Source organism: Streptomyces sp. NPDC045021 (assembly GCF_056432645.1).
Window position 1 is genome coordinate 382,985 of sequence record NZ_JBWKIQ010000003.1, and the last position, 13,622, is coordinate 396,606.

11 protein-coding genes and 2 tRNA genes are annotated in these 13,622 nt (G+C 68.3%); 10 read left to right on the forward strand and 3 right to left on the reverse strand.

Annotation, left to right across the window (positions count from 1 at the left end; all coding sequences use genetic code 11):
- Nucleotides 1-36: 36 nt before the first annotated feature.
- Nucleotides 37-107 (reverse strand) — tRNA-Gly (locus AC07DC_RS12990).
- 180 nt (nt 108-287) lie between these two features.
- On the opposite strand from AC07DC_RS12990, the gene AC07DC_RS12995 reads away from it, so the two are divergent.
- The 5 genes from AC07DC_RS12995 to clpX all read left to right on the forward strand — a co-directional run bounded on the left by AC07DC_RS12995 (nt 288) and on the right by clpX (nt 5,044).
- Nucleotides 288-364, forward strand: a tRNA-Pro gene (locus AC07DC_RS12995).
- A 193-nt stretch (nt 365-557) separates the two neighbouring features.
- Nucleotides 558-1,964 carry a trigger factor gene (gene tig / locus AC07DC_RS13000; protein ID WP_478914427.1) on the forward strand — a complete coding sequence of 469 codons (1,407 nt, stop codon included), beginning with the start codon at nt 558-560 and terminating at the stop codon, nt 1,962-1,964.
- Nucleotides 1,965-2,236: 272 nt separating this feature from the next.
- Nucleotides 2,237-2,842: an ATP-dependent Clp protease proteolytic subunit gene (locus AC07DC_RS13005; RefSeq protein WP_478914634.1), complete on the forward strand. Its 606-nt coding sequence runs from the start codon at nt 2,237-2,239 to the stop codon at nt 2,840-2,842.
- A 106-nt stretch (nt 2,843-2,948) separates the two neighbouring features.
- Complete coding sequence (locus AC07DC_RS13010; protein ID WP_478914635.1) at nt 2,949-3,587, forward strand: ATP-dependent Clp protease proteolytic subunit; 639 nt, start codon at nt 2,949-2,951, stop codon at nt 3,585-3,587.
- 173 nt (nt 3,588-3,760) lie between these two features.
- Nucleotides 3,761-5,044: an ATP-dependent Clp protease ATP-binding subunit ClpX gene (gene clpX, locus AC07DC_RS13015; RefSeq protein ID WP_138357760.1), complete on the forward strand. Its 1,284-nt coding sequence runs from the start codon at nt 3,761-3,763 to the stop codon at nt 5,042-5,044.
- Nucleotides 5,045-5,125: 81 nt separating this feature from the next.
- Here the strand turns inward: clpX and AC07DC_RS13020 are convergent, their stop codons facing one another.
- Nucleotides 5,126-5,902, reverse strand: a complete 777-nt coding sequence (locus AC07DC_RS13020) for a hypothetical protein (protein ID WP_478914428.1) — start codon at nt 5,900-5,902, stop codon at nt 5,126-5,128.
- A gap of 118 nt (nt 5,903-6,020) precedes the next feature.
- Nucleotides 6,021-6,959, reverse strand: coding sequence for a hypothetical protein (locus AC07DC_RS13025; RefSeq protein WP_478914429.1), 939 nt, complete (start codon nt 6,957-6,959; stop codon nt 6,021-6,023).
- A 120-nt stretch (nt 6,960-7,079) separates the two neighbouring features.
- Here AC07DC_RS13025 and AC07DC_RS13030 point away from each other — a divergent pair, with 120 nt between their 5' ends.
- The 5 genes from AC07DC_RS13030 to AC07DC_RS13050 all read left to right on the forward strand — a co-directional run bounded on the left by AC07DC_RS13030 (nt 7,080) and on the right by AC07DC_RS13050 (nt 13,526).
- Nucleotides 7,080-9,710, forward strand: coding sequence for a valine--tRNA ligase (locus AC07DC_RS13030; protein ID WP_478914430.1), 2,631 nt, complete (start codon nt 7,080-7,082; stop codon nt 9,708-9,710).
- Between the two features lie 184 nt (nt 9,711-9,894).
- The gene (folC, locus tag AC07DC_RS13035) at nt 9,895-11,382 is read left to right on the forward strand and encodes a bifunctional tetrahydrofolate synthase/dihydrofolate synthase (RefSeq protein ID WP_478914636.1); all 1,488 of its coding nucleotides are present in this window, start codon (nt 9,895-9,897) and stop codon (nt 11,380-11,382) included.
- A gap of 9 nt (nt 11,383-11,391) precedes the next feature.
- Nucleotides 11,392-11,727 carry a DUF4233 domain-containing protein gene (locus tag AC07DC_RS13040; RefSeq protein ID WP_478914431.1) on the forward strand — a complete coding sequence of 112 codons (336 nt, stop codon included), beginning with the start codon at nt 11,392-11,394 and terminating at the stop codon, nt 11,725-11,727.
- Nucleotides 11,728-11,777: 50 nt separating this feature from the next.
- Complete coding sequence (gene ndk / locus AC07DC_RS13045; protein ID WP_478914432.1) at nt 11,778-12,191, forward strand: nucleoside-diphosphate kinase; 414 nt, start codon at nt 11,778-11,780, stop codon at nt 12,189-12,191.
- A 309-nt stretch (nt 12,192-12,500) separates the two neighbouring features.
- On the forward strand, nt 12,501-13,526 hold the full coding sequence (locus AC07DC_RS13050) for a rod shape-determining protein (protein ID WP_250980162.1): 1,026 nt from the start codon (nt 12,501-12,503) through the stop codon (nt 13,524-13,526).
- Nucleotides 13,527-13,622 lie beyond the last annotated feature (96 nt).

The window sequence follows — 13,622 nt, forward strand, 5'->3', positions numbered from 1 at the left end:
GACACAAGTCCTCGGGCACGGGCCGGAGCCGTACAGAGCGGGCGACGGGAATCGAACCCGCGTAGCTAGTTTGGAAGACTAGGGCTCTACCATTGAGCTACGCCCGCAGCGCCACAGATTCTGGCACACCGCATCGTAGCGGCTCGCACGCCCTCGTCGCACACCGATAGATCCGGGCGGAGAACGTGGCCGGGATCAGTCCGGGATCAGCCCGGAATCAGTTGAAGTCGCGACGGAATATTGGCCGCCCGCGTGTATCAGGGCATGTACTCTACGTCTCGCACCAGCGGGGTGTGGCGCAGCTTGGTAGCGCGTCCGCTTTGGGAGCGGAAGGCCGTCGGTTCGAATCCGGCCACCCCGACCAGATGAAAAGACCGAGCGGGACGGGCGTGCCCGTCGGACCGGTACTATGCAATGGCGCCTGTATACGGGGCGACGTAGGGGCGCAGTCCCCGAGTAGTACGTCTCGTCGGCCGCCGGTTCCGCTCGCATGGTGGGAACCGGGTGTTGGCGCGATTCTCTAAAGCCCCTGATGTCAGCCCCAAGGAGACCCAACCGTGAAGAGCGCCGTCGAGACTCTGAACCCGACCCGGGTTCGACTCACTGTCGAGGTGCCCTTCGAGGAGCTCAAGCCCAGCCTCGACGCGGCCTACAAGAAGATCAACCAGCAGGTCACGGTGCCGGGCTTCCGTAAGGGCAAGATCCCCGCGCGCGTCATCGACCAGCGGTTCGGTCGCGGCTCGGTCCTCGAAGAGGCCATCAACGACGCACTGCCGAAGTTCTACACGGAGGCTGTCAGCGAGGGTGAGCTGAACGTTCTCGGCCAGCCCGACGTCGACATCACCGAGTTCAACGACGGCCAGGACCTCAAGTTCACCGCCGAGGTCGACATCCGTCCGGCGATCGAGATCCCGGACTACTCCGGCATCGAGGTCACCGTCGACGCCCTCGAGGTGTCGGACGAGGACATCGACAAGTCGCTGGAGCAGCTCCGCGAGCGCTTCGCCTCGACCTCCCCGGTCGAGCGCGCCGCCGCCGAGGGCGATGTCGTGGTCGTGGACCTCGAGGCGTCCGTGGACGGCGAGGTCCTCGAGGACGGCGTCGCCAAGGGCATCAGCTACACCATCGGCTCCGGCCAGCTGCTCGAGGGCATCGACGAGGCCGTCATCGGTCTCGAGGCCGGCGGCACCGCCACCTTCGACTCCGAGCTCAAGGGCGGCTCCGCCGCCGGCAAGACCTCGTCGGTCAAGGTGGATGTGACGTCCGTCCAGGCCCGCGAGCTGCCCGAGCTGGACGACGACTTCGCCCAGCTGGCGAGCGAGTTCGACACCCTCGAGGAGCTGCGCGCGGACAGCGTCAAGCGCCTCGAGAACATGAAGCGTTACGACCAGGCCACCCAGGCCCAGGAGAAGGTGCTCGACGCCCTCCTGGAGCTGGTCGAGGTCCCGATGCCGGAGAAGCTCCTGGCGGACGAGATCCAGACCCGCAAGCACAACCTGGAGCACCACCAGTTCCCGGCCATGGGCCTGGACTGGGACAGCTACCTGGAGCGCGAGGGCAAGACCGCCGAGGAGCACGACGCGGAGCTCGGCGCGCAGGCCACCAAGGGCATCAAGACCCAGTTCATCCTGGATGAGCTGGTCTCCAAGGAGCAGCTGTCGGTCAACCAGGAGGAGCTCACCGAGCACCTCATGCGCCGCGCCGCCTCCTCGGGCATGAGCCCGGACCAGTTCGCCCAGGCCGTCGTCGAGGGCGGCCAGGTGCCGATGCTCGTCGGCGAGGTCGCCCGCGGCAAGGCGCTCGCGGTGGTCGTCGAGGCCGCCAAGGTCACCGACACCAACGGTGAGACGGTCGACCTGGACGACGAGGTCGAGGACGAGGGTGCCGTGACGGTGGAGGGCTCCGACGAGGAGATCGCCGCCGTGGTCGAGGACGCCCCCGAGGCGACCTCCGACAAGGCCTGACCTGTTCGCACGACGGGCCCGGACGCGAAGCTGCGTTCGGGCCCGTTTTGCTTACCCGGGGGCCGAGCCTGCGCTCACAGCGAACAGTTTCGCGTAGGGGATTGCTGGGCCCCACCTGCGCGTTAGGGTCCAAGTAAGAAGGCTGGGGGACTGACACCCGAGCCCCCTCTCGAGAACACGCGAAGACGCGAAGTCGCGAACACGCGAAGACGAAGACGCTGAGACGGCCACGGGCCGTCCGACAACGAGCAGGTGGATACGTGACGACTCCGATGCCTTCCGCCGCCGGCGAGCCGACCATCGGTGGACTCGGCGACCAGGTCTACAACCGACTGCTCAACGAGCGGATCATCTTCCTCGGCCAGGCGGTCGACGACGATATCGCCAACAAGATCACCGCGCAGCTGCTCCTTCTCGCCGCTGACCCGGACAAGGACATCTACCTCTACATCAACTCGCCCGGCGGCTCCGTGACGGCCGGCATGGCGATCTACGACACGATGCAGTTCATCAAGAACGACGTCGTGACGATCGCCATGGGCCTCGCCGCCTCGATGGGCCAGTTCCTGCTCACCGCGGGCACGCCCGGCAAGCGCTTCGCGCTGCCGAACACCCGGATCCTGATGCACCAGCCCTCCGCGGGTCTGGGTGGCTCCGCCACCGACATCAAGATCCAGGCCGAGCAGCTGCTGCACACCAAGCGGCGGATGGCCGAGCTCATCGCGCAGCACAGCGGCCAGAGCGTCGAGCAGATCACCAAGGACTCCGACCGCGACCGCTGGTTCTCGGCCGAGGAGGCCACCACCTACGGCCTGCTCGACGGGGTCATGCTCACCGCCTCCGGCGTTCCGGGCGGTGGCGGCACCGGGGCTGCCTGAGCACTTCAGGCCCCCTCCGCCGAATCCGCCCAGCCCACTGCTCATCACCAGGACGGTGAAAGTGAACTCCCTGAATTTCCCCGGTAGCGGCCTCTACGAGCGCACGATGGCCGAGGCGCCCGGTGTGCTCGGTGCCGAGGCCCGTTACATCATTCCGCGCTTCGTCGAGCGCACTTCGCAGGGCGTGCGCGAGTACGACCCGTACGCGAAGCTCTTCGAGGAGCGCGTGATCTTCCTCGGCGTGCAGATCGACGACGCGTCGGCCAACGACGTCATGGCGCAGCTGCTGTGCCTGGAGTCGATGGACCCGGACCGCGACATCTCCGTCTACATCAACTCGCCCGGTGGCTCGTTCACGGCCCTCACGGCCATCTACGACACCATGCAGTTCGTGAAGCCGGACATCCAGACGGTCTGCATGGGCCAGGCGGCCTCCGCCGCGGCCGTGCTGCTCGCGGCCGGCAGCCCCGGCAAGCGGATGGCGCTGCCGAACGCCCGGATCCTGATCCACCAGCCGTACAGCGAGACCGGCCGGGGTCAGGTCTCCGACCTGGAGATCGCGGCCAACGAGATCATCCGGATGCGCGCGCAGCTGGAGGAGATGCTCGCCAAGCACTCCACCACGCCGATCGAGCAGATCCGCGAGGACATCGAGCGCGACAAGATCCTGACCGCCGAGGAAGCCCTCGCGTACGGTCTGGTCGACCAGATCGTCTCCACCCGTAAGACCTCCGCGTCGGTCTGACGGAGGGATCGTGGTGCCCCACGGGGGTACCGCGGTGCGGAAGCGTTACCGCCCTCCTTGGACTGAGTAGGTCCAAGGGGGGCCCGCACGGGGGGCGCGGCAAGGTACCGTCGATGAGAGAAGCACCAGGTTCCGTTGGACTAGGCGGATCCCAGGCGAAGGGGAAACACCTCGTGGCACGCATCGGTGACGGCGGCGACCTGCTCAAGTGCTCGTTCTGCGGCAAGAGCCAGAAGCAGGTGAAGAAGCTCATCGCAGGGCCTGGTGTGTACATCTGCGATGAGTGCATCGATCTCTGCAACGAGATCATCGAGGAGGAGCTGGCCGAGTCCTCCGAAGTGCGGTGGGAGGATCTGCCCAAGCCGCGGGAGATCTACGAGTTCCTGGAGAGCTACGTCGTCGGCCAGGAGCCGGCGAAGAAGGCCCTCTCGGTCGCGGTCTACAACCATTACAAGCGGGTGCAGGCCGGTGAGAACAACGGTCGGGGCCACGACGACGCCATCGAGCTCGCCAAGTCCAACATCCTGCTCCTCGGCCCCACCGGCTCCGGCAAGACCCTGCTCGCGCAGACGCTCGCCCGGATGCTGAACGTGCCGTTCGCCATCGCCGACGCCACCGCGCTCACCGAGGCGGGTTACGTCGGCGAGGATGTCGAGAACATCCTGCTCAAGCTGATCCAGGCGGCCGACTACGACGTCAAGAAGGCCGAGACCGGGATCATCTACATCGACGAGATCGACAAGGTCGCTCGCAAGAGTGAAAATCCTTCGATCACGCGGGATGTGTCCGGCGAGGGCGTCCAGCAGGCGCTGCTGAAGATCCTGGAAGGCACGACGGCCTCAGTGCCGCCCCAGGGCGGGCGCAAGCACCCGCACCAGGAGTTCATCCAGATCGACACGACGAACGTGCTCTTCATCGTCGGTGGCGCCTTCGCGGGCCTGGAGAAGATCATCGAGTCGCGGGCCGGCGCCAAGGGCATCGGCTTCGGCGCGACGATCCGCTCCAAGCGCGAGATCCAGGCCGCCAACCAGTTCCAGGAGATCATGCCGGAGGACCTGGTGAAGTTCGGGATGATTCCCGAGTTCATCGGCCGTCTGCCGGTCATCACCTCCGTCCACAACCTGGACCGTGAGGCGCTGCTGCAGATCCTCGTGGAGCCGAAGAACGCGCTGGTGAAGCAGTACCAGAAGCTCTTCGAACTCGACGGTGTGGAGCTGGAGTTCGAGCACAGCGCGCTGGAAGCCATCGCCGACCAGGCGATCCTCCGCCAGACCGGCGCGCGCGGGTTGCGCGCCATCATGGAGGAGGTGCTGATGTCCGTGATGTACGAGGTGCCGTCCCGCAAGGACGTCGCCCGCGTCGTCATCACCGACGAGGTCGTGCACTCCAACGTCAACCCGACCCTGGTGCCGCGCGAGCCGCGCATCATCGGCAAGGGCGAGCAGAAGAGCGCCTAGCGCTCCGTACCGACACCGAAGGGGGCGCCCGGCAACTGCCGGGCGCCCCCTTCGCGTTGTGCGACTACCGCACGGGTGCGGCTACTTCTTGACGCGGATCTCGCTGCGGATCTTGGCCGTGGTGTCCGCCCACTCGGCGGCGGTGGGCGGCTTGGACGTACCGGAGAAGTCGATGTTGATGTACATCGAGATCATCACGGTGCTGTCGTCGCCCCAGACGCAGTACGGCATGGAGTCGCCGCCGCCGGCGCACTTCATCACGGCGCCGTCGAACCCGGCCGGGTGCTGCTCGGTGGCCGGGGAGCCGCTCTTGCCGAGACTGGTCCCCAGGAGCTTTTCGACCGCGCCCTTGGGGTCCGTGACGTTGCCTTCGCCGCCGGAGAGGGTGACCGTCTCCTTGTCGGACTTGTACCGTCCCTGCACACTGGTCGGGTCGGTGATGCCCGCGTCCGACTTGCCCTTCTCAGGGGTGCCGATGTTCTCCGACGACTTGGTGTACTTGCCGTCGACGATCTTCTCCGGGAAGGCGATCTTGTAGTCGCCGCCGCTGCTGGAACCGCCGCTGGTGGCGAAGTAGATGCCGCCGGCGATCGCGGCGAGCACCACGACACCGATCACCACGCCGACGGCCTTGCCCTTGCCCTTCGGAGGCTGCGGCGGGTAGCCGGGCTGCTGCCCGTCCCAACCCTGCTGGGGCTGCTGCGGGTAACCCTGCTGCTGCGGCCAGCCCTGCTGCTGTGGCTGCTGCGGCTGCTGGGGGTAGCCGCCGTAACCGGGCTGGGGCTGCGGCTGACCATAGGGCTGCTGCGGCTGCTGCGGCTGCTGGCCGTAGCCCGGCGGCGGCTGGTTGTAGCTCATGTGCGGTGCTTCCCCTCGTGGAACGAACGTCGTGCTGCGTGCTGTGTGCTTCGTGCTGTGTGCTTCGTGCTTCGTGCGACCGCGTACCGCTACGCGGTCTCGATCTGCTGGATCCCGACTACTTGATCTCGACGCGGGCGTCCTTGCGCACCTTGGCGGTGGTGGCCGCGCCGTCGCTGATGCTGGGGCCGCTGCCGGCGAGCGCGGCGATCGGGTCGACCACCATGACCATGGCCACGGTGCTCTTGTCGGACCAGATGCACAGCGGCACGTCCGCGCTCTTCACCGGAGAGGTGCTGCTGGAGGGCGCCTTGAACCTGACGATCTGGCACTTCATGACGGCTCCGCCGTCGAGCCCCTCGGGCGTGACCTTCTGCGGGGTCCCGACGAGTTCGGCGTCGCCGTCCTTCGTGATGTCCTTGGTGCCGCCGACGAAGAGCGCGTCCACCTCCAACTCGGGATTGGCGACCGTGCCCCACACGCCCCTGAACAGCATCTTCTTCTTGGTGCTGGTCTCATAACTGCCGCCCGCCGGCTCCGGGTTGGCGACCCCGGGCACGGCCTTCATCTCGGTCTTGCTGTCGTCGTCCAGCGGGTCCTTGAGCTGGAATTCGCCGGCAACGGTCTGCGGAGCGGTCAGCTTGTACTTCTTGCCGTCGTCGCTGCCGCTGCCGTTGCTGCCACCACTGTTGCCGCCACTGCTGCTGACGGTGCCCTTGTCCTTGTCCTTGTCGCTTCCGCTGCCGACGAGGGCGAAGACGCCCCCACCGATCGCGGCGACGACGACCACGGCGGCGACGACGATCCACGCCGTGTTCTTCTTGCCGGCCGGCGGCTGCGACGGGTAGCCGCCGCCGTAGCCCTGCTGCGGCTGCTGTCCGTACGGGCCGGGCTGCGGGGGGACCTGGGCCGGGTAGCCGTACCCGGGCTGCTGGGGCTGCTGCCCGTAGCCGCCCTGCTGGGGCTGGCCGTACCCACCGGGCTGCTGCGGCTGCTGCCCGTAAGGGTTCGGCTGCCCGCCGTAACCGGGATCGGGCGGCGGTTGGTTGTAGCTCATGTGACTCGTCCCCTCCGTAAACGACCGTGCGCCCATCCTTCCGGATGTCTTACCCGCCGCTTACGCCGGGCCCGCTACGGCTTCGTAACGAGCGGTGCGGGGCGCCCGTAGAATGACCGCGTGACCGACAACTCTCAGCGCAGCCCCCATGGCGGGCCGAACAGCACCCCCGAACTGCCGACCCAGTACGTGCCGGCCGAGGTAGAGGGGAAGCTGTACGAGCGCTGGGTGGAACGTGGGTACTTCGAGGCCGACGCCAAGAGCGACAAGCCGCCGTACACGATCGTCATCCCGCCGCCGAACGTGACGGGCAGCCTGCACCTGGGCCACGCCTTCGAGCACACGATCATCGACTCCCTGACCCGCCGCAAGCGGATGCAGGGGTACGAGACGCTGTGGCAGCCCGGCATGGACCACGCGGGCATCGCCACCCAGAACGTCGTCGAGCGCGAGCTGGCCAAGGAGGGCAAGTCCCGCCACGACCTCGGCCGCGAGGCTTTCGTCGAGAAGGTCTGGCAGTGGAAGGACGAGTCCGGCGGCCAGATCTCCGGCCAGATGCGCCGCCTCGGCGACGGCGTCGACTGGTCGCGCGAGCGCTTCACCATGGACGAGGGCCTGTCGCAGTCCGTCCAGACCATCTTCAAGAAGCTCTACGACGACGAGCTGATCTACCGCGCCGAGCGCATCATCAACTGGTGCCCGCGCTGTCTGACCGCCATCTCGGACATCGAGGTGGAGTACCAGGACGACGACGGCGAGCTCGTCTCGATCCGCTACGGCGAGGGCGACAACGCCATCGTCGTCGCGACGACCCGCGCCGAGACGATGCTCGGTGACACCGCAGTCGCCGTCCACCCGGACGACGAGCGGTACGCGCACCTGGTCGGCACCGAGATCGAGCTGCCGCTCACCGGCCGCCGCATCCCGATCGTCGCGGACGAGCACGTGGACCCGGAGTTCGGCACCGGCGCCGTCAAGGTGACCCCGGCGCACGACCCGAACGACTTCGAGATCGGCCGCCGGCACGACCTGCCGAACCTCAGCGTCATGAACGAGCGGGCGATCATCACCGTCCCCGGCCCGTTCGAGGGCCTGGACCGGCTCGAGGCGCGCAGCGCCATCGTCGGCGCACTGCGCGCCGAGGGCCGGATCGTCGCCGAGAAGCGTCCGTACTCGCACTCCGTCGGGCACTGCTCGCGCTGCAAGACCACCATCGAGCCGCGGCTGTCGCTGCAGTGGTGGGTCAAGGTCGGCCCGCTGGCCCAGGCGGCCGGTGACGCGGTCCGCGACGGCCGGGTGAAGATCCACCCCAAGGAGATGGAGTCCCGCTACTTCAGCTGGGTCGACAACCTCCACGACTGGTGCATCTCGCGGCAGCTCTGGTGGGGCCACCGCATCCCGGTCTGGTACGGCCCGGCCGGCGAGGTCGTCTGCGTCGGACCGGACGAGCGGCCGCCGAGCGGTGAGGGCTGGACGCAGGACACCGACGTGCTCGACACGTGGTTCTCGTCGGGCCTGTGGCCGTTCTCCACGCTGGGCTGGCCCGAGCAGACCGAGTCGCTGGAGAAGTTCTATCCCAACTCGGTGCTGGTCACCGGGTACGACATCCTCTTCTTCTGGGTCGCCCGGATGATGATGTTCGGCCTGTACGCGATGGACGGCACCCCGCCGTTCCACACCATCGCCCTGCACGGCATGGTCCGCGACCAGTTCGGCAAGAAGATGTCGAAGTCCTTCGGCAACGCGGTCAACCCGCTGGAATGGATGGACAAGTACGGCTCCGACGCCGTCCGCTTCACCCTGGCCCGCGGCGCCAATCCCGGTGTTGACGTGCCGATCGGCGAGGACTGGGTCCAGGCCTCCGGCAAGTTCACCAACAAGATCTGGAACGCGACGCGCTTCGCGCTCATGAACGGCGCGACGGTCGAGGGTGAACTCCCGCCCGTCGAGGAGATGTCGGCCACCGACCGCTGGGTGCTGTCCCGGCTCAACACGGTCGTCGCCGAAGTCGACGCGCTCTACGAGGACTACCAGTTCTCCAAGCTCTCCGAGGCGCTCTACCACTTCGCGTGGGACGAGGTCTTCGACTGGTACGTCGAGCTGTCGAAGACCACCTTCTTCGCGGGCGGCCGCGGCGCCGAGGTCTCCGGCCGGGTGCTCGGCGAGGTGCTGGACGTGCTGCTGCGCCTGCTGCACCCGGTGGTCCCGTTCGTCACCGAGACGCTGTGGACCACGCTCACCGGCGCCGAGTCGGTCGTCATCGCCGACTGGCCGAAGGACAGCGGCTTCCGGGACGCGGCGGCCGAGAAGGAGATCGCCGGCGTTCAGCAGGTGGTCACCGAGGTCCGCCGGTTCCGCGCCGACCAGGGCCTGCAGCCCGGCCAGAAGGTTCCCGCGCAGCTCACCCTGCCGGGCGCCCTGGCGGCCCACGAGGCGCCCATCCGCCAGCTGCTGCGCCTGCAGCCGGCCGGTGACGACTTCAGCGCCACCGCGACCCTCCCGGTCGCCGGCGGCACCATCGCGATGGACCTGTCCGGCACGATCGACGTCGAGGCCGAGCGCAAGCGGCTGACCAAGGACATCGGGCTGGCCGAGAAGGAGAAGGCGCAGGCGCTGGGCAAGCTCGGCAACGAGGCGTTCCTCGCCAAGGCGCCCGAGCCCGTCGTGGCCAAGCTCAGGACCCGGCTGGCGACGGCGGAGGCGGACATCGCCCGCATCACCGCCCAGCTGGCCGGTCTGCCGCAGGGCTGACCAGCGGCACCACCGTGACCTCCTGGACACGGGGCCGGCCCGTTCCCACGGACCGGCCCCGCGTCCGTCGCGTTGTGGGGGACGCGCGGTCCGCCGCTCGCTCACCCGGGCATGTGGACCCCCACCGGCTCCGTAGACTGGCGGCGTGAGCGAGCACCCCCAGAACGACGACGCGGCAGCAAACCTGTTCGACGAGACTCCGGACGACGACGCCCCCGACGGCGGGCCCGTCCGGGAAGCCGACATGGCGGTGATCGAGGCAGGCAGCCGTACCCTGCGCACGCCCGTCCCGCTCACGCCGGACGACGGCGTACCCGACCGGCCCAAGGACCCCGAGACCGAGCGCGAGCTGCGCGAGATCGAGGGGGAGCTGACCGGCCGCTGGCCCGAGACGAAGCTGGAGCCGTCGCTCGACCGGATGACCGCGCTCATGGACATCCTGGGCGAGCCGCAGCGCACCTACCCGGCCATCCACATCACCGGGACCAACGGCAAGACCAGCACCGCCCGCATGATCGAGCAGCTGCTGCTCGGCTTCCACCTGCGCACCGGCCGCTACACCAGCCCGCACGTGCAGGCGATGACCGAGCGGATCAGCCTGGACGGGCAGCCGATCAGCGCCGAGAAGTTCATCGAGACGTACCGCGACATCCAGCCGTACATCGAGCTGACGGACAACGCGCAGCCGCACCGGCTGTCATTCTTCGAGGTGCTCACCGCGATGGCCTACGCGGCCTTCGCCGACGCTCCGGTCGATGTCGCGGTCGTCGAGGTCGGCATGGGCGGCAGCTGGGACGCCACCAACGTGGTCGACGGCTCGGTCGCCGTCGTCACCCCGATCGCGCTCGACCACACCGACCGGCTCGGCGCGACGCCCGGCGAGATCGCCGTGGAGAAGTCCGGGATCATCAAGAAGGACGCGGCCGTCGTGCTGTCCCAGCAGCCCGCCGACGCCGCGACCGTGCTGCTCAAGCATGCCGTCGAGGTCGACGCGACGGTGGCCCGCGAGGGCATGGAGTTCGGGGTCGTGCACCGCGAGATCGCGGTCGGCGGCCAGTTGCTGACGCTGCGCGGGCTCGGCGGCGAGTACGAGCAGATCTTCCTGCCGCTGCACGGCGAGCACCAGGCGCAGAACGCGGCGGTCGCGCTGGCGGCGGTCGAGGCGTTCTTCGGCATCGGCACCACCCGGGTGGGCTCGCTCGACATCGACACCATCCGCGGCGCCTTCGCGTCCGTGACCTCGCCCGGCCGCCTGGAGATCATCCGGCGCAGCCCGACCGTCGTCCTGGACGCCGCGCACAACCCGGCCGGCGCGCGGGCGACGGCTGCCGCGGTCAGTGAGGTCTTCGACTTCACCCATCTGGTGGGCGTCGTCGGTCCGAGCGCCGAGAAGGACGTCCGCGGGCTGCTGGAGGCGTTCGAGCCGGTCCTCGCGGAGGTCGTGGTGACCCGGAACTCGACCAGCCGGGCGATGGACGTGGACGCGCTGGCCGCGCTGGCCGTCGAGGTCTTCGGCGACGACCGCGTGCAGGTCGAGGCGCGGCTGGACGACGCCATCGAGGCCGCGATCACCCTCGCCGAGGACGAGGGCGCGTACTCCGGGGCGGGCGTGCTGGTCACCGGTTCGGTGTTCACCGTGGGAGAGGCCCGGCTGCTGCTGGGCCGGAAGTGAGGCGGCACGATGCGGACCTTGTGCGCGAGCACTCTGATCGGTGAGTTCTTCGTGATCGGTTTCGCCGGTCTCGTCGCGATGAAGCAGGACGATCTGACGGCCGGCACGGTGTGGGCGGTGTGCGCCGCCGGCATGGTGCTGTGCGTGCTGCTGTGCGGCATGCTGTCCCGCCCCGGCGCCCTCGCGGTCGGCTGGGCACTGCAGATCGCCCTGGTCGTGAGCGGCTACTGGGTGGGGACGATGTACTTCCTGGGCGTGGTCTTCGCGGCCCTGTGGTGGGCCTCGATCCACTACGGCCGGAAGATCGACGAGGCCAAGGCGAGGCACTCGGCGCAGGTGGCCTGACCACGCCTTGTAATGTCGTCATACCCGTCACCGTCAGTAGGAGCCGTACCGTGAGCCAGCGCACCCTTGTCCTTCTCAAGCCGGACGCCGTCCGCCGCGGCCTGATCGGCGAGATCATCGGCCGGATCGAGCGCAAGGCAGGCTGGACGATCGGCGCCCTCGAACTGCGCACGCTCGATCTCGGCACCCTGGAGCAGCACTACGCCGAGCACGTCGGCCGCCCGTTCTACGAGCCGCTGATGGAGTTCATGGCCTCGGGTCCGGCCGTCGCGCTGGTCGTCGAGGGCGAGCGCGTCGTCGAGGGCGTACGGGCGCTGGCCGGCCCGACCGACCCGATCGCCGCCGCCCCCGGCTCCATCCGGGGGGATTTCGGCACCATCGTGCGCGAGAACCTCATCCACGCCTCGGACTCTCCGGAGTCCGCCGAGCGTGAGATCAAGCTGTTCTTCCCCGGCCTGGTCTGAACAATCGGCCGGCCGTCCCGCTTCCGGGTGTACGCCCCAACCGGCGGCACCCACTTTGACCTGCGGTGACGGCCAACTGGCTGACGACCGATCAGCTCAGAGGCGACCGGGGAAATTCGGTCGCCTCTGGCATATGCAGCGCATTATCGGGAACCAATCTCTCCGACACGGCGTCACCATTACCAGCGGACGCTGTGTGTTCTGATGACAATGACGTCGGAACCCCGACCCCGTGCCCCGTGGGGCGCGACTACGATGGAATCTCCGCTCAAGCTCGGGAAGGCCAGACGTATCCACATGGCGAACAACATGTCGTTCATCGGCCGTGACATGGCTGTCGACCTCGGGACTGCCAACACGCTGGTGTACGTCAGGGGTCGCGGGATCGTCCTCAACGAGCCCTCGGTCGTCGCCATCAACACGAACACCGGCGGCATCCTGGCGGTCGGCGCCGAGGCCAAGAAGATGATCGGCCGCACCCCGGGAAACATCGTCGCGGTCCGCCCGCTGAAGGACGGCGTCATCGCCGACTTCGAGATCACCGAGCGGATGCTCCGCTACTTCATCCTCAAGATCCACAAGCGTCGCTACCTGGCCCGCCCCCGCGTCGTCGTCTGCGTGCCCTCCGGTATCACCGGGGTCGAGCGACGCGCCGTCATCGAGGCCACCACCCAGGCCGGCGCCCGCCAGGTGCACATCATCGAGGAGCCGATGGCGGCCGCGATCGGCGCCGGGCTCCCGGTCCACGAGGCCACCGGCAACATGGTGGTCGACATCGGCGGCGGCACCACCGAGGTCGCCGTGATCTCGCTCGGCGGCATCGTCACCGCGCAGTCCATCCGGGTCGCCGGCGACGAGCTGGACAGTTCGATCATCCAGCACATCAAGAAGGAGTACAGCCTCCTGCTCGGCGAACGCAGCGCGGAGCAGATCAAGCTCACCATCGGGTCGGCGTTCGACCCGAAGCTGGAGAAGGACGAGCACACCGAGATCCGGGGCCGTGACCTGGTCAGCGGCCTGCCCAAGACCGTGGTGATCTCGGCCGCCGAGGTTCGCAAGGCCATCGAGGAACCGGTCAACGCGATCGTCGACGCGGTCAAGACCACGCTCGACAAGTGCCCGCCCGAGCTCTCCGGCGACATCATGGACCGTGGCATCGTGCTGGCCGGCGGTGGAGCGATGCTCCGCGGGCTGGACGAGCGACTGCGGCACGAGACCGGAATGCCGATCCACATCGCGGAATCCCCGCTGGACTGCGTGGCGCTCGGCGCCGGCAAGTGCGTCGAGGAGTTCGAGGCGTTGCAGCAGGTTCTGGACGCCCAGCCGCGCAGATGAGTTCGTAGGGTCCTGCGTGCGGGTGACTGCCCGCCTGCCCGCGGGATCGTTCTCACTGCGTCACACACTTCGACCGGCCGGGGACCGCAGCCGACC